Below are 18871 nucleotides of genomic sequence, written 5' to 3'. Positions count from 1 at the left end.
ACCTTTTGGGCACAGAGACGGCACCCGCCACCCTCAGCAGCCGAGCGACCCGAGGTCCTCTTCGCCCGCGTCGGCGAGGTTCTCGCACAGCTGCCGCACCACCGCGTCCGGGTCCAGCCGCCACACGCCGACGTCGGTGTCGGTGCCGCCGCTCGCGAGCATCGTGCCGTCCGGGGAGAACACGATCTCGTTGAGCGAGGCGCCGTGCCCGGTCAGCACCGCGCGCAGCTCGCGCCCAGGCAGGTCCCACAGCCGGATCACCGGGTCCTCGACGGTCGCCGTCGCGATCGTGCGCCCGTCCCGGGCGACGGCGATCTCCCGGACCGTCGACGAGTGGCCGCCGAACCGGTCGGTCACCCGGCCGGTCGCGGCGTCGCGGACCTGGATGACGCCCTCGGTGCCCGCCGTGAGCACGGACCGGCCATCCGGCGTGAACACCAGTGCGGACAACGTGTTCTCGTCGAGCGGCACCTGTTTCGCGCCGTCGAAGCCGGGCACCCGCCACGAGACCATGGTGGAGGAGTTGTCGCCGTCCGGGTCGCTGCCGACGGTCGAGTCGCCGTCGCTGTTCGCGAGCGCGACCAGCCGCTCACCGTCCGGGGAGAACGTGAGGTCGGCAGGCGACCTGGCGCCCAGCTCCAGCACCGCGCGCTGCCTGAGCGTCGCGGTGTCCCAGATGACGATCTTGTGGTCGATCGCCTCCTCGACCCGCACGGGGCTCTGGTGCGCCGCGGCGAACATGCTGCCGTCCGGTGACACCGCGAGCGCGCCGCGGAACTGGCGCCCGGTCAGGCGCACCGACCTCGGCCTGGCGACCCCGGCCCGCGTGGTGGTGATGGTGAAGGTGCCGTCGGCGGTGGCGGTGATCCGCTGCCCGTCCGGGGTGTGGACGGCCGCGAACACCGCGCCGTCGACGCGGTCGCTGGTGAGCTGCCGCCCGGTCGTGGCCTCCCACGTCTCCACGCCGCCCTCGCCGTCACCGGCGAGCAGTGTCCTCCCGTCCGGGCTGAAGTCGAGACCGGTCACCGAACCCGTCGGCCGCACGTACCAGTTCGGGTTGGAGTGCCAGCGCAGCACCGTGCCGTCGCTGGTGGCGGCCACCTTCGTGCGGCCGTCGTCGGACACGTCGATCGCGAGCACCGTCTTGCCCACGATCGTGCCCGCGCGGGGGCCGGGGGCGAGGACGCCCGAGTAGCTGCCGGTCAGCACGTCCCACGAGGTGAGCGTGGTCGAGTCGCTGTTGGTGTACAGCAGCGCGCCGTCCGAGCCGAACGCGAGCGCGATCGGGCCCTGACCGGGGTCGGTGACATGCCGGGTGATGTCCGCGAACTGCCGCACCAGCGCACCGGTCTTCGCGTTCCACAGCCGGATCGTGTTGTCCGCGATGCTGACGCTCGCCAGCAGCTCGTCCGAGAACGCGACCTGGACCGGCACGTACCCGTCCTCGCCGACCACCGCGGTCCGCCGGTGGTCGTCGTGCCGGGCGATGAGCGCACCCGTCGCCACGTCCCACAGGTCCAGCACGCCGTCGCCGTGGCCGATCGCGAGCCGCTCGCCCGGTCTGTCGTACTCGAGGCTGGCCACGTTCGCCCCGACCGGCGCGACCCAGCGGATCAGGTTGCCGGTCCACGGGTCCCACTCGCCGACCCGCGCGACCCCCTCCCTGTCGATCGACAGCGCGGCGACCGCGGCGCCGTCCGGCCGCCACGACGCGGGCCCGATCGCGTTCACGTTGTGGCGGAGCCTGCGGATGAGCTTGCCGTCGGGCATCGACCAGATCCTCACCCCGCTCTCCTCCGCGGAGCCGGACACGATCGACGACACCGCGAGCATGCGCCCGTCCGGGGAGAACCGGACCGTCCTGATGGTGCCCGCGCCCGTGATGTCGAGGTCGAGCCGTCTGTGCTCGGCCACGTCCCACACCGCGATCTCGCCCCCGCCGGACCCGGCCGCGACGAGCTCGCCGCCGGGGCTGAGGTCGACCGAGTACGCCTGCCCGAGACCGGAGGGGAACGACGACGGGTAGGTGAGGCCCGGCGCGGACAGCAGCGCGCCGCGTGCCTCCGCGGTCGGGCTCGCCCGCCAGCCCCGCACTGCCTTGCGCATCGCGCTGACCGGGTCCACGAACGCCTCGGCGAGCGACTCGGCGGCCAGCTGGCGGGACAGGGCGACGTTGCGCTGGTCCTGTGCCTCGCCGCGGGAGATCACCGCGACCACGGCGGCCACCAACGCGATCACGAGCAGCGAGGCGAGCCCGGCGACCAGCCCCCGCAGCCTGCGGGTGGTGCGGCGCCGGTCCCGGTCGCTTGCCTGCAGGAACGCGTGCTCGTCGGGTGTGAGGTCGGTGCGTCCCGCGCTCCAGTCGAGCGCGGCGGCGAGCCGGGCGCCGCGGTAGAGGTCGCCCCGGTCCTGGCCGCTCCTGCGCCACGCGGCCACCGCCTCCGCGAGCTGCTGGCGGACGAGCAGCCCGTTCCGGTCCTCCTCGACCCACTCGCGCAGCCGGGGCCACGCGGTCAGCAGCGCGTCGTGCGACAGGGCGACGGTGTCCCGGTCGACGGTCACGAGCCGCGCGGCGACCAGGCTCTCCAGCACGGGTGGCGGCACCTCGTCGCGGCGGGCGCGGCGGCGGGCGATGCCGACACCACCGCCGCCGCCGTCCAGCAGCGTGACCATCCGCAGCAGCGCGGCACGCAGCGCCCACCGGTCCCGTTCCGGCAGCCGGTCGTACACGCCGTCCGCGGTGAGCGCGACCGCCCGGTCGACACCGCCGGTGCGCTGGTAGCCGTTGAGCGTCAACCGGTTCCCGTCGCGGTTGTGCCACGTCTCGCGCAGCGCGTGCGCGAGCCTCGGCAGCGCACCGGGATCCCGGCCCGCGCCGACGTCGGTGATCAGCCGGTCGACGAGACCGGGTTCCAGCTCCAGCCCCGCGGCCGCCGCCGGTTGGGTCACCACCCGAGCCAGCTCGTCCACGCTCAGCGGGCCGAGCACGTACGGCGCGTCGAGCGAGGGTTTCAGCGCGGGCAACGAGATGCAGTGCTCGACGAAGTCGGCGCGGACGGCGATCACGACCCTGGCGGGCCACGCGCTCGCGAGCGCCGTCGCGAACGCGTCCCGCTCACGCGGGTCCCGGCACTGGGTGAACAGCTCCTCTGCCTGATCGACCGCGACGACGAGCGGGCCGCGCTGGCCTGCCGCCGCCTGGCACAGCTCGCCGAAGTCCGACGGCCGCGACCACAGCCGCTGCGCCAGCTGCTGTGCGTCGGAGCGGGTGAGCGCGGCGAGGCGGGCCGCGAGTGTCCCGATCGGACGGTCGCCGGGGGTCATGGCGAGCGATCTCTCACCCGCCCTGGTGTGCGCGGCGAGAAGGCCCGCGTTCAGCAGCGACGACTTGCCCGCACCGGACGCGCCGACCACGATCAGCGGGCCGTCCTCCGCGCGCTGCCGGGAAAGGCGGGCGAGCAGGTCCCGCACGGACTGCTCGCGGCCGTAGAACCAGTCGCTGTCCCGCATCCCGAAGCTCTGCAGCCCCGGGTACGGGCAGCTGTCCGGCGTGTGGTGCGCCCTGGGCACGTCCCGGCCGCTCACCATGGTCATGAGCAGCCGCACGAAGTGGCCGCCGGTCAGCGTCGCCCCGGCCGCCACGGTCGTCGGCGCCTCCGAGGTGACCGCGGCGGCGGCCGCCATCAGCTCGCCCGCGCTGGGGTAGCGCCGTCTGGGGTCCTTGTCCATGCCGGTGCGCACGACGAGGTCCATGGCGGGCGGGATGCGGCGGTCGAACAGCGACGGCGCCGGAGGCGGATCGTTGAGCTGCGCCGACAGCTTCCCGACCGAGTCCGGCGCCGGGAACGGGACCCGGCCGGTGAGGCACTGGAACAGCACGCAGGCGAGCGAGTACACATCCGAGGCCGCGTCGACGTCGCCGCGCATCAGCCGTTCCGGCGCCATGTAGTCGAGCGTGCCGATGTAGTCGCCGGTGTCGGTCAGTTTGGTGACGTCCTCGGCGAGCGAGCGGGCGATGCCGAAGTCGGCGAGGTAGGCCGTGCCAGCGCCGTCGAGGAGGATGTTGGCCGGCTTGACATCGCGGTGCAGCACCCCGGCCGTGTGCGCGGCGTCGAGCGCGGTCGCGACCTGGCCGAGTACCTCGACCGCCCGCGCCGGTGGCAGCGGCCCGTCGGCCAGGACGCGTTTGAGGTCGGGCCCGTCGATCAGCGCCATGTCCAGGTACAGGCGGCCGTCGATCTCGCCGTGCGCGTGGATGGGGATCACGTGCGGTTCGTTCAGCGCGGCGACCAGCCTGGCCTCGCGGCGGAAGCGGGCGCGGAACTCGTCACCGGCGTTGACCGGCAGGCGTTTGAGCGCGACGTGGCGCTCGTGCTCGGTGTCGAACGCCCGGTGTACCGCCCCCATGCCACCGCGGCCGAGCAACTCCTCGATCCGATACGGGCCGAACAACTCGGGGGCCGTATCGTCCATGTCCCGCGCCTCCCCAGGTTCCGGTCGTGCCGGGTGAGCCTACTGGCACGCGGTGAACATGGCGTCGAGTGCGGCTTTGCGGGGTGCTGTCTCCAACTCGTCCCACAGGTAGTGCTGTACGGCGTCGACGCATGTGGTGAGCCAGGTCCGTTCGGCCGCCAGGTCGGTGTTGCGCGACTCGGCGGCCGACCGTTCGGACTCGGTGGCGGTGAGCTGCGCGCGGACGTCGGCCAGTTGCGCCTTCCGTTCGTCCAACCGGGCCACCGCGGTGTCGTGGTCGCCGTCCGCGCCGACGTAGAGCACCCCGAACACCGTGGCCGCGGCGAACGCGACAAGGCAGGCGACCAGGAGGACGACCCGTGCCCGCTGCCTCGGTGGCGCCGAGGGCGGTTGCGGGCAGGGCGGGTACTGCTGGGGAATCGGGTGGGAGATCGGCGATCGCCTCGGCTGCACCGGCAGGTACGGCGGCGGCTGCTGCGGTCGCGGCTGCTGCTGCGGTCGCGGCTGCTGTGGCTGGTACGAAGGTGCGTAGTAGTCGGTCATCGTCGTTCTCCGCCCTCATCGCGTGCAGTGGAGCAGCATCAGGTCGATCGCGTCCGCGAGTGCCTGGTCGTTTTCCGCCCGCACCGCGGCGATCGCCGCCTTCGTCGGGTCCGCGCACGCCCGCAGGGCCTCGACGCCGTCGGTGAGCTCCCGCTCCTCGACGGCCAGTTCGTCCACTGTGGACTTCTCGGTGCCGAGCCGGTCCCGCGCACCGGCCAGTTCCCGCTCCGCGACCGTGACCTGCCCGCCGACCGCGCCCGCCGCCGACCGCTCGGTGAGAAAGAGCGTGGCGAACGCCCCCGCCGCCGCGACCAGCACCCCCAGCACGATGGCGAACACCACCGTGGTCGCGCGTGTCCTGTTCATGGTGGCCCCGCTTCCCGTCGACCTGCCACCATTCTGTTCGGTACTTACGCGCGCGATAAGCGGAAGGTTCCGCGGCTCAGTTCTCCCTGACGTACAGGCAGAACGGGTGCCCGGCCGGGTCGAAGCACACCCGCACCTGCTCCTGCGGCTGGAAGTCCGCGACCTCGGCGCCCGCCTCGACAGCCCGCGCGACCTCGGCCGCCAGGTCGTCCACCTCGATGTCCAGGTGGGCCATCATCAACTGCTCACCAGGCCGTCCCGGCCATACCGGCCGCCGGTACCCCGGCTCGGTCTGGAACGACAGGCGGGCCGTGCCTGCCGGGTCGCACAGCACCACCCACTGCTCGCTGTCCTCCTCGGTGGTCCACCCCAGTAGGCGGCGGTAGAAGGCCGCCAGCTCGCGGGCGTCCGGCGCGTCGAGGACCGCACCCGTGTACGTCATCGTCATGGCGGCGGTGTACACCCGCCCGCGGGCCGTCAAACGCGCTACTGCCTCGGGTGCAGGCGGACCTCGGTGATCGCGTGGTGGGCGACGGCGGTGACCTCGACGGTCCACTCGGTCAGCACCACCCGGTCACCCGGCGCGGTCGGGATGCGGCCGAGCGCGGTGAGCACGAGCCCGGCGATCGTCGCGTAGTCGCCGTCCGGGCGGTCGGTCAGCTCGACGCCGACGTCCACGAGGTCGTGCACGGGAAACGTGCCGGGCAGTTGCAGCGCGCCGTCGGGCCGGGTCTGGACGGCCATCACGTCCCGGTCGGTCTCGTCGTAGATCTCGCCGACGATCTCCTCCAGCAGGTCCTCGAGCGTGACGATGCCCTCGATCGCGCCGTGTTCGCCCGCCACCAGCGCGAACTGCGCCCGCTCGTCCTTGAAGCGCCGCAACGCGTCCGACACCCGCACCGAGTCGGGGAACACGACCGGCGGCCGGGCCACGGCGGCCAGCGTGGTCGAGTCGTCGAGCAGGTCCCGCAGCGTCACCACGCCGACCACGTCGTCGAGGTGCCCGTTGCGCACGATCGGCGCCCGCGAGTGGCCGGACTCCGCGAGCGCGGCACGGGCCTGTGCGACCGGCACGTCGGCACGGATGGTGAACACCGCCCGCCTCGGCACCAGCACCTCGCGCAGGATCCGTTCGTGGATCTCCAGCGCACCGGTGATGATCGTGCGCTGTTCGGCGTTGAGCCCGCGGTGCCCGGCAACGAGGTCCCGCAGCTCCTCCGGGCTCAGCTGCTCCGAGGAGGCCCTGGGGTCGCCACCGAACATCCGCACGATCAGGTCGGTGGTGCGGCCCAGCGCCCACACGACCGGCCGCGACACGCGGGACAGGAGGTCCAGCGGCCGGGCCACCGCCAGCGCCCAGGGCTCCGCGTACTGCATGGCGAGCCGTTTCGGTGCCAGCTCACCGAACACGAGCGTCACGAACGTGAGGATCAGCGTGATCAACGCGATCGCGACGGCCTCGCGGGCGGTGCCGAGGAACGAGAACAGCGGCGCGACCGGCTCGGCGAGCGACACGGCCGCGGTCGCGGACGCGAGGAACCCGGCGAGCGTGATGCCGACCTGGATGGTCGCGAGGAACCGGTTCGGGTCCCGCGCGAGCCGCACCAGCGTCCTGCTCGCCGCGCCGCCACGGCGTTCCAGCCGCCTCAACTGCCCTTCCCGCAACGAGATGAGCGCGATCTCGCTGCCCGCGAACAGGGCGTTGAACACCACGAGCACCCCGACCAGAACGATGTCGAACCCATACTCGCTCATGCAGCCCCCCGCTTCACATGAGCGACAACGGTACCGACAGAAGGCTACGTTCAGGTCATGACACCGCACGACGTCAGGACCACGGTCACCGGCCCGACCGCGGGCCTGGCCCCCGGCTACACACAGGCCAACCTGATCGCGGTGCCGGTGGACCTGGCCTACGACATGCTGCTGTTCGCGCAACGCAACCCGAAACCGTGCCCGGTGCTCGACGTCACCGACCCCGGCAGCCCGCACACCGTGCTCGCGCCCGGCGCGGACCTGCGCACGGCTGTCCCGCGCTACCGCGTCTGGCGGTACGGCGAACTCACCGCCGAGCCGGCGGACGCCACCACCCACTGGCGCGACGACCTGGTCGCGTTCCTCATCGGCTGCAGCTTCACGTTCGAGCAGGCACTCGCCGAGGCGGGCGTGCCCCTGCGCCACGGCCCCAACGTGCCGATGTACGTGACGAACCGGCAATGCCGCCCGGCGGGCGGACTGCACGGCCCGCTGGTCGTGTCACTGCGGATGGTCCCGGCGGCCATGGTCGACACCGCGGTCCGGGTGAGCGGCCTGATGCCCGCCGTCCACGGCGCACCGGTGCACGTCGGCGACCCGTCGGCGCTGGGCATCACCGACCTGGCGGTGCCCGACTTCGGCGACCCGCCGGTCGCGGAGGCGGGGGACGTACCGGTGTTCTGGGCGTGTGGCGTGACCCCGCAGGCGGTGCTGATGGCGTCGAAGCCACCGTTTGCGATCACCCACGCGCCGGGCCACATGTTCGTCACCGACGTACCGGACAGCGAGTACCGCGTGGGGTAGCTGCCGGGGTTGGCCACTGGTCCTGTGGTTTGTCCTCGTCGGAGGGGCGGTCTCGGGGGTGGCTGTCTGGGTTGTTTGTCCTCGCCGGGCGGGCGGTCTCGGGGGTGCCTGTTTGGTGGTCTTTGTCCTCGCCGGACGGGCAGGTCTCCGGGGTGGCGGAGGGGCATGTCGGTGGCGGTTGGGTTCGGGTCTGCCTGCCATCCCGTCGACCTCCCTACGGGCTATCACACCGCGCCAAGGGGGGCCGATTCGTGCGTGTTGTGATTCGGGTGTTTGGCCCCCCTTGACACGGCGTGATCGGGCGCTGCCAGGTCGACGGGATGGCAGGGAGCCCCTTGCTGGTGGGCTTACGCCACCGTCAGGGTTGCGCGGGCTGAGGCCCGCTTCGCGGGCCCGGGGCGCGTAGCGCCCTGGCTTGGTGCCGTGAAAGGCGCATTCACGGCGCTCAGCCTGGATCCGCCGATGGTTGTACTGCTGGTTCCTGGTGTGGCCGGGCGGCGGCCCTGCCACGAGCAACGACTCACCTTGCGGTGCGGGCTCGTTCAGTGTCCGAAAGACGCGGCCGGTTCGATCGCGACAGCCGTGAGTGTGCCGATAGAGACACTGCACGTCCCTATCGGCACACTCACAACACCAGCCATGCCCCGAAAGCACCTTCGGAACAGCTTCGCGGGGCCGGGCGCGCAGCGCCCTCGCGACTGCTGTGAAAGGCGCGTTGACGGCACCCCGAATGCCGTTAATGCGCCTTTCACGGCGTCACGGCAGCCCGGCGCTACAGAGGGCCGAACCGGCGGCGGTAGGCCGACGGGGACAGACCGGTGTGCCTGCGCAGTTGGGCCCGCAGATTCGCGGCGGTGCCGAGGCCGCTCGCCGAGGCCACCCGATCCAGGCGCTGCTCACCACGTTCGATGAGACGGCAGGCGAGCGTCACCCGTTCGGTCGTCAGCCACGCCAGCGGCGTCGTGCCCAGTTCGGTGCGGAACCGGCGGTGCAGCGTTGCGGGGCTGGTCGCCGCGCGGTTCGCGAGGTCGGGGACGGTGAGCGACCGGCCCAACCGTTCCCTGGCCCATTCGAGTACCGGTGCGAGCGACGTGTCCGGCACCGGCGGCACCGGCCGTTCCACGAACTGGCGCTGCCCGCCGTCGCGGTGGCCGGTGAACACCAGGCGCCTGCTGACCGCGTTCGCGACCTCCGCGCCGTGGTCGCGGTGCACGAGGTGCAGCCCGAGGTCGAGTGCGGCGGCACTGCCCGCCGCGGTGAGGACGTCGCCGTCATCGACGAACAGCACGTCCGGTTCGAGCCGCACGGATGGGAACCTCCTGGCGAACTCGTCCGCCCAGCGCCAGTGCGTGGTCGCGCGGCGGCCGTCGAGGACCCCGGCCTGCGCGAGGGTGAACGTGCCGGTGCAGAAGCTGACGAGCCGGGCGCCGCGGTCGGCCGCGCCGCGGATCGCCGCGAGCACGGCCGGGTCGGCGGCCGTCTGCGGGTCGGGCCGGTTGGGCACGATCACCGTGTCGGCGGTGGCCGCGGCGTCGAGGCCGGCGACCCCGGTCATCGTGAACATGCCGAGGTGCATCCGCACGGCCGGCCGGGCCGCACACAGGGTGAGGTCGTACCAGCGGCACGGCAGCTCCGGGCGCCGCAGCCCGAACAGCTCGGTGGCGACGCCCAGCTCGAACGGGTTCGACCCGTCGTCGACGAGCACCGCCACCCGGTGCGAGAATTCTTTCGGCATGTGCGATTCCTAGCACTCGTGCGCGGGCCGCGCCAGGGTCAGGATCGGCACATGACCCAGCCGATCGACCTGGCCTCCGCGCTCGCGAGCTTCTCCGAGGCGTGGAGCCCCCGCATCGTCACCACCGTCAACGACTACGACATCCGCCTTGCCCGCTTCGCCGGCGAGCACGTGTGGCATGTCCACACCGACACCGACGAGTTCTTCCTGGTCCTGGACGGCTCGATCGACATCGGCCTGAGGGAGGACGGCGGCGAGCGCACGGTGACGCTGCGCAGGGGCGAGGTGTTCGTGGTGCCACGCGGGGTGTTCCACAAGCCGTCGTCCTCGGCGGGCGCGGCCGTGCTGCTGGTCGAGCCGTCGGGCACGCTTTCGGTCGGCGACGAGCACGACGAGGTGCCCGCGAACGTGGACACCACGACCGGACATCCACTGCCGTCGCGCGTACCCGCCTGAGCACGACACAAACCCCACTCCCCGCGTTTTCACCTGTCCCCGCAGGGCATCCCGGAGCCAGACGGGGAGGTGAACGCGGTCGTGCACGAGAACATCGAACTTCAGGACCACATCTCGATACTGGCGCCCACCGGCACGCTTGACGAGGCGAGCGCCGACGTTCTGCGTGACCGCCTGCTGGCCGCCGCCGCGGCCGAACCACGTGCCGTGCTGGTCGAGATCACGGAACTGGAGCTGCCCGGCCTGACGACGCTGTTCGACGAGGTGGCCGAGGCGACCGGCCGGTGGCCGGGCGTGCCACTGCTGGTGGTGGACCCCCGCGGCCGCCTGCAGGGTGACCTGGCTCACCGCACCGTGGCGGAGGCGCTCTCGACCGTCGGCAACCCGCCGGCACGCAGGCTCGCCCGGCGCGAACTGCCCAACACCCGGATGGGCGGCCGCGCGGGGCGGGCGTTCGTCCGCGACTGCTGCAGGCGCTGGCACGTCGAGGAGCCGCGTGCCGCCGATGCGGTGTGGGTGGCGAACGAGCTGGTCGAGAACACCATCCGGCACACGCCCTACCAGCCGTCGCTGCGGGTCGAACTCCGCCACGGCGAGCTGACGGTGGCCGTCATCGACGACGATCCGACCCCGCCCAAGCCGGACCCGACCAAGCGGCCACTGCACGGGCTCGGCGCGGTGCACCGGCTGGCGGCGGCGTGGGGCACGACGCCGACGGCCAGGGGCGGCAAGGTGGTGTGGGCGGCACTGTGACGCGAACGGGACTATGACGGCTGTCATGCCGGCGCTACTATGACGGCTGTCATAACACCGGGAGGTCTCAGTGCGACTGGGTTTTCTCGGGCTCGGCGTGATGGGCCGGCCCATGGCAACCAACCTGGCGCGGGCCGGGACACCGCTCGTGGTGTGGAACCGCACCCCGGGTCGGTGCGCCGAGCTGCGCGCGGCGGGCGCGACGGTGGCCGCGAGCCCGGCCGAGGTGTTCGCGTCGGCGTCGACCGTGCTGATGATGCTGGCCGACGACGCCGCGGTGGACACCGTGCTCGGCCGGGGCACGCCCGCGTTCGCGGAGCACGTCGCCGGGCACACCGTCGTCCACATGGGAACGACCGCGCCCGGCTGGTCGCGGGCACTGGCCGACGACGTCGCCGCGGCGGGCGGCCGGTACGTCGAGGCGCCGGTGTCCGGGTCACGGATCCCCGCGGTGAAGGGCGAACTGGTGGCGATGCTGGCCGGGGACGCGGCCGGGGAGATCGCGCCGCTGCTCGCGCCGATGTGCCACGAGACGGTGCTGTGCGGGCCGGTGCCGAACGGGCTGCTGACCAAGCTCGCGGTGAACCTGTACCTGATCACGATGGTCACCGGGCTCGCGGAGGCGGTGCACTTCGCGCAGCGGCACGGGCTGGACCCGGACCGGTTCGCGCGGGTGCTCGACGAGGGCCCGATGGCGAGCGCGGTGTCGCGGGTGAAGACCGCGAAGCTCCTCGCGGGCGACTTCGGCGTGCAGGCGTCGATCACGAACGTGCTGGAGAACAACCGCCTCGTCGCGGCGGCCGCGCGGCAGGCGGGCATCGCGTCACCGCTGCTGGACGTGTGCCACGCGCTGTACCGGGAGACCACGGCACTCGGCCACGGGCAGGAGGACATGGTCGCGGTGGTGCGCGCGATCGAGGCGAGAACGGCCGCGTCGTGATCCGGGCACTGCGGGCAGGCGACGTGGACGCGCTGGCCCGCATGCTGTCCCGGTGTTCCCCGAGGACCCGCTACCAGCGGTTCCACGGGAACGTGGCGCGGTTCCCGCCCGCGTACCTGCGGCGCTGCCTGGCCGGTGAGCACGTCGCGCTGGTCGCGGAGGCCGACGGCGAGGTCGTCGCGTTCGCGAGCGTCGGCCCGGTGTTCGGGGAACCGTCGGTGCCCGAGGTGGCGACGATCGTCGAGGACCGCTGGCAGAGCAAGGGGCTCGGCCGCGAACTGGTGTCGGCACTGCTCGCCAACGCCGGGGTGACCGTGGTGCGGATGGCGGTGTGCCGGACCTCGCTGCTCGGCTACCTCACCAGGACGCTGCCGGTGGTGTCGGCCCAGCACCACGGCTGCGACACCACGCTCGACCTGGACGTGCGGTCAGCGATCGAGCAGTGGCGCCAGCTCCGCGACGACGGTCGTGAGCGGCCCGAGGTCCCCCCGCAGCCGCGCTGACATGATCGCACCCTCCAGCGTGCTGACCATGAGCGTCGCGAGCCGCTTCGCCCGGCGGGCGGGCACGTCCATGGCGACCAGCTCACCGGCCACGGCCGCCTCCCACCGCTCGATCGCGTCCCGCAGCTGCCCCGACACGGGTGACCCGGCCCCGACCAGATCCGCCGCGGCGGCCATCAGCGGGCAGCCGCGCAGGAAGCCGCGCCGAGTGAACTCCTGCTTCCACTGGCGTGCCATGTGCGCGAAGAGTCCGGCGGGCGTGGGTTTGCGCGCGGTGGCGCGGTAGGCGCGCGCCCGGTCGGCCGCGAAGTCGGCCGCCCACAGCACCGCCTCCCCCACGAGCTGGTCCTTGCCGCCGGGGAAGTAGTGCTGGAACGACCCACGCGGCGCCTGCGCGTGCTCGACGACGTCCCGCACACCAGTACCGGTCGCGCCATGGGCGCGGACCAGTTGCACGGCGCTGTAGACCATCCGCTCACGCGGCGTCCGCTCCTCACCAGCCACAACGCCCTCCCGGCTATGACAATCGTCATAGCAGACTAACAGCGCAAGCATTTGCAGTACTTTGTCTCTTTTTTGCGGGTCACTGCTCGCATATTGCCGTAAACTGTTGCCGCTGCGTATCCTTCCAGACACCTGGCAGTGTTGCGAGGATCGAAGGGCAGACATGCGAACCCTGCACAGCATCGTCGGCCTTCTGGCTCTGCTGCTCGGCTTCGGCGCGGTCGCCACACCCGCGCCGATGGCCGCTGCGCAGCCCGAGGCCGTCCAAGCCGTCCCGTCGGACGTCCATCTCTTCTACTACCCCTGGTACGGCCCCCAGCGGCACTGGGACCAGGGCGGCCACACGCCCCCGAACGACATCGGCGCCGACTTCTACCCCACGCTCGGCGCGTACGACTCCGGCAGCACAGCCGTGCTGGACCAGCACATGGCGTGGGTCCGGCAGTCCGGCGCCGGCGTGATCGTCACCAGCTGGTGGGGTCAAGGCTCCTACGAGGACAACCTGGCGCCCGCCATCCTGGCCGCTGCCGCGCGGCACGGCGTCAAGGTCGCCTGGCACCTGGAGCCCTACGGCGGGCGCACCGCGGCGTCGACGGTCGCCGACATCGACTACCTCCACGCCCGCTACGGGTCCAGTCCCGCGTTCTACCGGGACGCGGCGCACGGCAACCGGGCGGCGTTCTACGTGTTCGAGAGCCTGCGCATCACCGACTGGTCGGCGCTGGAACAGGTGAAGGACACGAGCATCGTGCTCGCGCAGACCACCGACACCAGCAAGGTCGCGCATTTCGGCGGCATGTACACCTACGACGGCATCGCGGGCGCCACCGCGCCCGGCTGGAAGAACGCCTCGGACTTCTGCGCGGCCAACGGGCTGGTGTGGGCGCCATCCGTCGCGCCGGGGTACGTCGACGACCGTGCGGTGCCCGGCAACACCACCCCGACCGTGGACCGCGCGAACGGCGCGATGTACGACCGGCAGTGGAACAACGCGCTCGACCCCGCCACCGGCGGCGCGCCGACATGGGTGTCGGTCACGTCGTTCAACGAGTGGCACGAGGGCTCGATCATCGAACCGGCCCGCTCGGACCCGCCGGGCGGCCACGGCTACCTGACCTACGACGGCGCGTACGGCAGGACCGGCGCCGCCGCCGAGACCGCCTACCTGGACCGCACCCGCTACTGGGTCGAGCGGTTCACCGGCGACCCGGTCCCGCCCGCGAACCCGGACCTGGCGCGGGGCAGGGCGATCACGGCGAGCAGCACCCAGCATGGCTACCCGGCGCGCAACGCCAACGACGGGAACCAGGGCAGCTACTGGGAAAGCGCCAACCACGCGTTCCCGCAGTCGCTCACCGTCGACCTCGGGGCGGCACAGGACGTGGGCCGGGTCGTGCTGTCGCTGCCGCCGTCGTGGGGTGCGCGCACCCAGACGATCCAGGTGCAGGGCGGCGACGGCTCGTCGTACACCACGATCGCGCCCGCACAGGGCCACCACTTCGATCCCGCCGCACAGAACACGGTGACCATGCCCGTCACGGCGGGGCAGCACCGGTTCGTACGCCTGGTGTTCAGCGGCAACACCGGCTGGCCCGCGGGCCAGGTCGCCGAACTCCAGGTGTTCCGCAACTGAGACGACAGCAGCGAAGGACACCGATGGCCCTGCAAGGACGGCGTCGGCGCGGTCCGGGTGGCTGAGCAGGCTGCTGGCAACTGAACACGAGCGGCGCCAAGGGCTTCTCGACCCGGATCTCGTCGCGCAGCGGACACCGACCGCCGGCCAGAATCCAACGGGACGCCCGTGCTACTCAGGAATGGACTCCGTCGCGTACCAGCGCCACAGGACGCAGACGCCGTCCACGTCCGGGTGGCGGTACACGCTGCCGCGGAACACCTTGCGGTGGCGGACACCGTTGCGTGGCGGCACGTGGCTGGTGCGTTCCAGGACGTCGGCGTAGCCGGGTGGGAGGTCCTGGTCGACGAACGCGAGGAACTCCTCCCCCGCACCCTCGGCCAGCTCCAGCGGGCAGGGCCACCGCTCCTGACCGATCAGAGCGGCGAAGTACGTGATGGCCCTGTGCGTGTACAGGGCGCTGAACGACGTCGGCTGGCTGTCGCCGATCGCGGTCGTGATGTCGACCGGGCGCTCGGCCAGTGCGCGCTCGTAGGTGTCCCACGCCTCGACCAGCCGGATCGGCTCGTATCGAGGCGCTCCGGCGAGCCATTCGCTGACGCCCACCGGCCCAGTCTAGTTTCGCTGCTCCCGCAACAGGTTCAGCAACAGGCCTTCTTTGGTGGACCACGGGCTGATTTCGATGGTTTTGTGGCCCGTCGCGCGCATCAGCGCCTCCGCGACCACCGCGCCCGCCAGCGACTGCCGGGCCCGGTGCCGGGAGATGCCCGGCAGCCGCGCCCGCTCCCTCGGGGTCATCTCCGCGAGCCGGGGAATCCATTTGGCCAGGTCAGCGGCCCGCAGGCGGGACGGGGAGCCGGTCAGCACCGCCAGTTGCTGGAACACCTTGGAACAGCCGACCGCGCGGCCCGCCGCGAGTTCGGCGAGCGCGTGCTCCGGCAGCGCGGTGGCGATGCGGTCCGGCAGCGTGGCGCGCAGCTTCGGCAACGAAAGACCCGACCGGGTGAGCGTGCGGGCGCCGAGCGGCAGGGAGCGGGCGAACGCGGGCCTGCGGGCGTCACCCGCGGCCACCTCGACCGTGCCGCCGCCGATGTCGAGCACCGCCAGCGCGTCGTTCGTGCCGAACCACGACCGGCACGCGGTGTAGGACATCCGCGCCTCGCGTTCGCCGGACAGCAGCCGCAGCTCCAGCCCGGTGCGCTTGGCGACCCGGTTGACCACCTGTGACGAGTTGGCCGCGTCCCGTACCGACGACGTCGCGAACGCCATGAACGCGGGTACCCGCACCTCCTGGAGCCGCTCCTGCACCTCGGCGACCGCCTCGGTGATGTGATCGATGCCATCCGGGGAGATCCGGTTGGCGTCGTCGAGCGCGCGATCCAGCCGCAGCCGCACCTTGTGCGAGACCAAAGGCCTGGTCAGAGAGGTTTCCACCACCATGAGATGGGCGCTGAAACAGCCAACGTCCAGTACCGCGGCTCTCGGTGGCTCTTTCATGATGCTCCAGGTTCCCACAGCGCGGTCGAGACAAACACCGTTTTCGGCATACGGCATAGTGGAAGAACCCCCGACCCCGTGAATGAGGTGTGACCACGCGTGTGCGGCCTGATCGGACTTGTCTGCCCGACCCCCCACCACGCGGCCGCGAGGCGCGAGGCCGTCCGGGCGGCGATGCGCTGCCAGCGGCACCGCGGCCCTGACGAGACCGACACGTGGGCGGGCGGCGAGGTCGTCTACGGGTTCAACCGGCTCGCGTTCATCGACCTCGAACACTCCCACCAGCCGCTGATCTGGGGTCCGCCGGAGAACCCGACGCGGTACACGCTGAACTTCAACGGCGAGATCTACAACTACCGTGAGCTGCGGCAGATGCTGTCGGACCGGTTCGGCGCCCGGTTCCGCACGAAGGGTGACGGCGAGGCGATCGTCGCCGCGTTCCACCACCTCGGGCCGGACTCGGTCAAGAAGCTGCGCGGCATGTTCGCGTTCCTGATCTGGGACGCGCAGGAGCGGGTGGTGTTCGGCGCCCGCGACCCGTTCGGCATCAAGCCGCTGTACTGGTCGGGCGGGCCCGGCGGGGTCGCGTTCGCCAGCGAGAAGAAGAGCCTGCTCGAACTGTCCGGCCCGCTCGGGGTACGTGAGCAACTCGACAAACGTGCTTTGCAGCACTATCTGGTGCTCCAGTACGTGCCGGAGCCCGAGTCGATGCACACCGGCATCCGCCGCATCGAGTCCGGCACGTCGTTCTACCTGCGGCCGGGTCAGCGCCTCCAGCTCCAGCGGTACTTCACGCCGACGTTCGACGCGAAGCCGGTGCCCGAGCCGGAGAAGCTGTACGACGAGATCGCCGCGGTCATGCGCGACTCGGTCGCCAAGCACATGATCTCCGACCCGGACGTCACGGTCGGCGCGTTCCTGTCCGGCGGCATCGACTCCACCGCGACCGCCACGCTCGCCCGCGAGTCGAACCCGAACCTGATCGCGTTCACCACCGGGTTCGAGCGCGAGGGGTACTCCGAGGTCGACGTGGCCGCGGAGACCGCGCAGGCCATCGGTGTGCGGCACGTGGTCAGGACCGTGTCGCCGCAGGAGATGATGGACGCGCTGCCGCTCATCGTCTGGTACCTCGACGACCCGGTGGCCGACCCGGCGCTGGTGCCGCTGTGGTTCATCGCCCGCGAGGCACGCAGGTACGTGAAGGCCGTGCTGTCCGGCGAGGGCGCCGACGAGCTGTTCGGCGGCTACACGATCTACAACGAGCCGGTGTCGCTCGCGCCGTTCGAGAAGATGCCGAACGGGATGCGCAGGATGCTCGGCAACCTGTCCACGAAGATCCCCGAGGGCACGCGCGGCAAGGACCTGCTCCGCCGCGGCTCGCTCAAGCTGGAGGACCGCTACTACGGCAACGCCCGCAACTTCCGCGACGAGCAGCTGCGGGCCGTGCTGCGCGACTACAACCCGAACATCGGGTTCAAGGACGTGACCATGCCCTGGTACCGGGAGTCCTGGGACTGGGACCCGGTGGCGCGGATGCAGCACGTCGACCTGTTCACGTGGCTGCGCGGCGACATCCTCGTGAAGGCCGACAAGGTCACCATGGCCAACTCGCTGGAGCTGCGGGTGCCGTTCCTGGACATCGAGGTGTTCGAGATCGCGTCCCGGCTGCCGCGCGAGGAGAAGCTGGCGGGCGGCACGACCAAGTACGCGCTGCGGCAGGCGCTGAAGCGGATCATCCCGCCGCACGTGCTCAACCGCCGCAAGCTGGGCTTCCCGGTGCCGATCCGGCACTGGCTGCGCAACGAGATGTACGACTGGGCGCGCTCGATCATCACGTCCTCGCAGACCGACGAGCACCTGGACCGGCGGGCCGTGCTGGCCCTGCTCGACGAGCACCGGGAGGGCCATCTCGACCGGTCGCGGCAACTGTGGGCGTTGATCGTCTTCATGCTCTGGCACGGCATCTTCGTCGAGAACCGGATCAAGGTCGCGGTGCCGGAACCCGCGTACCCGGTGAAGCTCTGACCTGCGGGCCTGCCGCCGGGCGCACCAGTTGGAATACTGGTCCCGTGAGTTCTCTCGGTTTGCGGTTCATCGGGCACTCCACCGTCCGGGTGGAGCTGGCCGGGCACGCGGTGCTCACCGACCCCGTGCTCACCGACCGGGTGTCGGCGCTCAGGCGGGTGACGGCACCCTGCACGGCCGCGGACCGGGCGGACGTCGACCTCGTCCTGCTGTCCCACCTGCACGGGGACCACGTGCACCTGCCCTCCCTGCGGCTGCTGAGCGAGCACGTCCGGGTCGTGGTGCCACAGGGTGCCGGGGACTGGCTGCGCGACAAGGGCGTCCGGCACGTCGACGAGCTGGCGCCCGGCAGGGAGCTGGAACACGGCGACCTGCGCATCATCGGGGTCCGGGCCGAACACTCCGGGCACCGGTGGGGCCCCAGGTCGACCCGAGGGCCGCAGGCCGAGGCCATGGGGCACCTCATCGAGGGCGCCGGGCGGCGGCTGTACGCCGCCGGGGACACCGACCTCTTCCCCGAGATGGCCGCGCTCACCGACGTCGACGTGGCGTTCCTGCCCGTCTGGGGGTGGGGCCCGACGCTCGGGCCCGGTCACATGAACCCGGCGCGGGCGGCCGCAGCCGCCGACCTGATCCGGCCCCGGGTGGCGGTGCCGGTGCACTGGGGGACCCTCGCGGTCACCGGGTTGCCGCAGGTGCCCGGGCGGCACGGGCAGCGGATGCGCAAACTTCTCACGGACCCGCCGCACGAGTTCGCGGCCGCCGTCACCGGGGACGCGCGGGTCCTGGTCACCCGGCCCGGCGAGGACGTGCGGCTCCCCGACACCGTGCGCGACCCGTCGTGAGCGGAGCTTGCGGAGCGGACCAGCGGACGCAGGGCGACC

17 protein-coding genes are annotated in these 18871 nt (G+C 71.9%); 8 read left to right on the top strand and 9 right to left on the bottom strand.

Annotated elements, in window-relative coordinates:
- Positions 1-33 precede the first annotated feature (33 nt).
- From ACFPCV_RS17765 to ACFPCV_RS17745, 5 genes are all read right to left on the bottom strand, one after another.
- Complete coding sequence (locus ACFPCV_RS17765) at positions 34-4473, bottom strand: nSTAND1 domain-containing NTPase (protein ID WP_378057307.1); 4440 nt, start codon at positions 4471-4473, stop codon at positions 34-36.
- A gap of 39 nt (positions 4474-4512) precedes the next feature.
- Positions 4513-5016: a hypothetical protein gene (locus tag ACFPCV_RS17760; RefSeq protein WP_378057306.1), complete on the bottom strand. Its 504-nt coding sequence runs from the start codon at positions 5014-5016 to the stop codon at positions 4513-4515.
- A 15-nt stretch (positions 5017-5031) separates the two neighbouring features.
- A complete protein-coding gene (locus ACFPCV_RS17755; RefSeq protein ID WP_378057305.1) occupies positions 5032-5382 on the bottom strand; it encodes a hypothetical protein in 351 nt (116 codons plus the stop codon).
- 76 nt (positions 5383-5458) lie between these two features.
- Entirely contained in the window at positions 5459-5830 is a 372-nt protein-coding gene (locus tag ACFPCV_RS17750; protein WP_378057304.1) for a VOC family protein, read from the bottom strand.
- A gap of 38 nt (positions 5831-5868) precedes the next feature.
- The gene (locus tag ACFPCV_RS17745) at positions 5869-7137 is read right to left on the bottom strand and encodes a hemolysin family protein (protein ID WP_378057303.1); all 1269 of its coding nucleotides are present in this window, start codon (positions 7135-7137) and stop codon (positions 5869-5871) included.
- 57 nt (positions 7138-7194) lie between these two features.
- On the opposite strand from ACFPCV_RS17745, the gene ACFPCV_RS17740 reads away from it, so the two are divergent.
- On the top strand, positions 7195-7941 hold the full coding sequence (locus ACFPCV_RS17740; protein WP_378057302.1) for a putative hydro-lyase: 747 nt from the start codon (positions 7195-7197) through the stop codon (positions 7939-7941).
- Positions 7942-8713: 772 nt separating this feature from the next.
- Here the strand turns inward: ACFPCV_RS17740 and ACFPCV_RS17735 are convergent.
- On the bottom strand, positions 8714-9676 hold the full coding sequence (locus ACFPCV_RS17735; protein ID WP_378057301.1) for a helix-turn-helix domain-containing protein: 963 nt from the start codon (positions 9674-9676) through the stop codon (positions 8714-8716).
- 51 nt (positions 9677-9727) lie between these two features.
- On the opposite strand from ACFPCV_RS17735, the gene ACFPCV_RS17730 reads away from it, so the two are divergent.
- The 4 genes from ACFPCV_RS17730 to ACFPCV_RS17715 all read left to right on the top strand — a co-directional run bounded on the left by ACFPCV_RS17730 (position 9728) and on the right by ACFPCV_RS17715 (position 12328).
- On the top strand, positions 9728-10132 hold the full coding sequence (locus tag ACFPCV_RS17730) for a cupin domain-containing protein (protein WP_378057300.1): 405 nt from the start codon (positions 9728-9730) through the stop codon (positions 10130-10132).
- Positions 10133-10213: 81 nt separating this feature from the next.
- Entirely contained in the window at positions 10214-10885 is a 672-nt protein-coding gene (locus ACFPCV_RS17725; RefSeq protein ID WP_378057299.1) for an ATP-binding protein, read from the top strand.
- 70 nt (positions 10886-10955) lie between these two features.
- The gene (locus ACFPCV_RS17720; RefSeq protein WP_378057298.1) at positions 10956-11825 is read left to right on the top strand and encodes an NAD(P)-dependent oxidoreductase; all 870 of its coding nucleotides are present in this window, start codon (positions 10956-10958) and stop codon (positions 11823-11825) included.
- A complete protein-coding gene (locus ACFPCV_RS17715) occupies positions 11822-12328 on the top strand; it encodes a GNAT family N-acetyltransferase (RefSeq protein ID WP_378057297.1) in 507 nt (168 codons plus the stop codon). The genes ACFPCV_RS17720 and ACFPCV_RS17715 overlap by 4 nt, the downstream gene beginning before the upstream one ends.
- Here ACFPCV_RS17715 and ACFPCV_RS17710 read toward each other — a convergent pair.
- The gene (locus ACFPCV_RS17710; RefSeq protein ID WP_378057296.1) at positions 12254-12832 is read right to left on the bottom strand and encodes a TetR/AcrR family transcriptional regulator; all 579 of its coding nucleotides are present in this window, start codon (positions 12830-12832) and stop codon (positions 12254-12256) included. The genes ACFPCV_RS17715 and ACFPCV_RS17710 overlap by 75 nt on opposite strands.
- Positions 12833-12995: 163 nt before the next feature.
- Here ACFPCV_RS17710 and ACFPCV_RS17705 point away from each other — a divergent pair, with 163 nt between their 5' ends.
- Positions 12996-14465 (top strand): discoidin domain-containing protein, encoded by a 1470-nt coding sequence (locus ACFPCV_RS17705; protein WP_378057295.1) that lies wholly within the window; start codon positions 12996-12998, stop codon positions 14463-14465.
- A 171-nt stretch (positions 14466-14636) separates the two neighbouring features.
- Here ACFPCV_RS17705 and ACFPCV_RS17700 read toward each other — a convergent pair whose 3' ends face one another.
- Both ACFPCV_RS17700 and ACFPCV_RS17695 read right to left on the bottom strand, forming a co-directional pair.
- Positions 14637-15071, bottom strand: a complete 435-nt coding sequence (locus ACFPCV_RS17700; protein WP_378057294.1) for a hypothetical protein — start codon at positions 15069-15071, stop codon at positions 14637-14639.
- A gap of 9 nt (positions 15072-15080) precedes the next feature.
- Positions 15081-15905: a Ppx/GppA phosphatase family protein gene (locus ACFPCV_RS17695; protein ID WP_378057293.1), complete on the bottom strand. Its 825-nt coding sequence runs from the start codon at positions 15903-15905 to the stop codon at positions 15081-15083.
- 156 nt (positions 15906-16061) lie between these two features.
- Between ACFPCV_RS17695 and asnB the strand changes: the two genes are divergently transcribed.
- Both asnB and ACFPCV_RS17685 read left to right on the top strand, forming a co-directional pair.
- A complete protein-coding gene (gene asnB / locus ACFPCV_RS17690; protein ID WP_378057292.1) occupies positions 16062-17987 on the top strand; it encodes an asparagine synthase (glutamine-hydrolyzing) in 1926 nt (641 codons plus the stop codon).
- A gap of 44 nt (positions 17988-18031) precedes the next feature.
- Positions 18032-18832: an MBL fold metallo-hydrolase gene (locus ACFPCV_RS17685; protein WP_378057291.1), complete on the top strand. Its 801-nt coding sequence runs from the start codon at positions 18032-18034 to the stop codon at positions 18830-18832.
- Positions 18833-18871 lie beyond the last annotated feature (39 nt).

Origin of the sequence: Actinophytocola glycyrrhizae (assembly GCF_042653545.1) — a bacterium.
GTDB classification, from domain to species: domain Bacteria; phylum Actinomycetota; class Actinomycetes; order Mycobacteriales; family Pseudonocardiaceae; genus Actinophytocola; species Actinophytocola glycyrrhizae.
Note: the sequence above shows the minus strand (reverse complement) of the source record. Positions and strands in the feature narration are given on the sequence as shown.

Coding starts and splice junctions, on each gene's coding strand:
- ACFPCV_RS17765 (WP_378057307.1), bottom strand. CDS start 4,473: ATGGACGATACGGCCCCCGAGTTGTTCGGCCCGTATCGGATCGAGGAG.
- ACFPCV_RS17760 (WP_378057306.1), bottom strand. CDS start 5,016: ATGACCGACTACTACGCACCTTCGTACCAGCCACAGCAGCCGCGACCG.
- ACFPCV_RS17755 (WP_378057305.1), bottom strand. CDS start 5,382: ATGAACAGGACACGCGCGACCACGGTGGTGTTCGCCATCGTGCTGGGG.
- ACFPCV_RS17750 (WP_378057304.1), bottom strand. CDS start 5,830: ATGACGATGACGTACACGGGTGCGGTCCTCGACGCGCCGGACGCCCGC.
- ACFPCV_RS17745 (WP_378057303.1), bottom strand. CDS start 7,137: ATGAGCGAGTATGGGTTCGACATCGTTCTGGTCGGGGTGCTCGTGGTG.
- ACFPCV_RS17740 (WP_378057302.1), top strand. CDS start 7,195: ATGACACCGCACGACGTCAGGACCACGGTCACCGGCCCGACCGCGGGC.
- ACFPCV_RS17735 (WP_378057301.1), bottom strand. CDS start 9,676: ATGCCGAAAGAATTCTCGCACCGGGTGGCGGTGCTCGTCGACGACGGG.
- ACFPCV_RS17730 (WP_378057300.1), top strand. CDS start 9,728: ATGACCCAGCCGATCGACCTGGCCTCCGCGCTCGCGAGCTTCTCCGAG.
- ACFPCV_RS17705 (WP_378057295.1), top strand. CDS start 12,996: ATGCGAACCCTGCACAGCATCGTCGGCCTTCTGGCTCTGCTGCTCGGC.
- ACFPCV_RS17695 (WP_378057293.1), bottom strand. CDS start 15,905: ATGGTGGTGGAAACCTCTCTGACCAGGCCTTTGGTCTCGCACAAGGTG.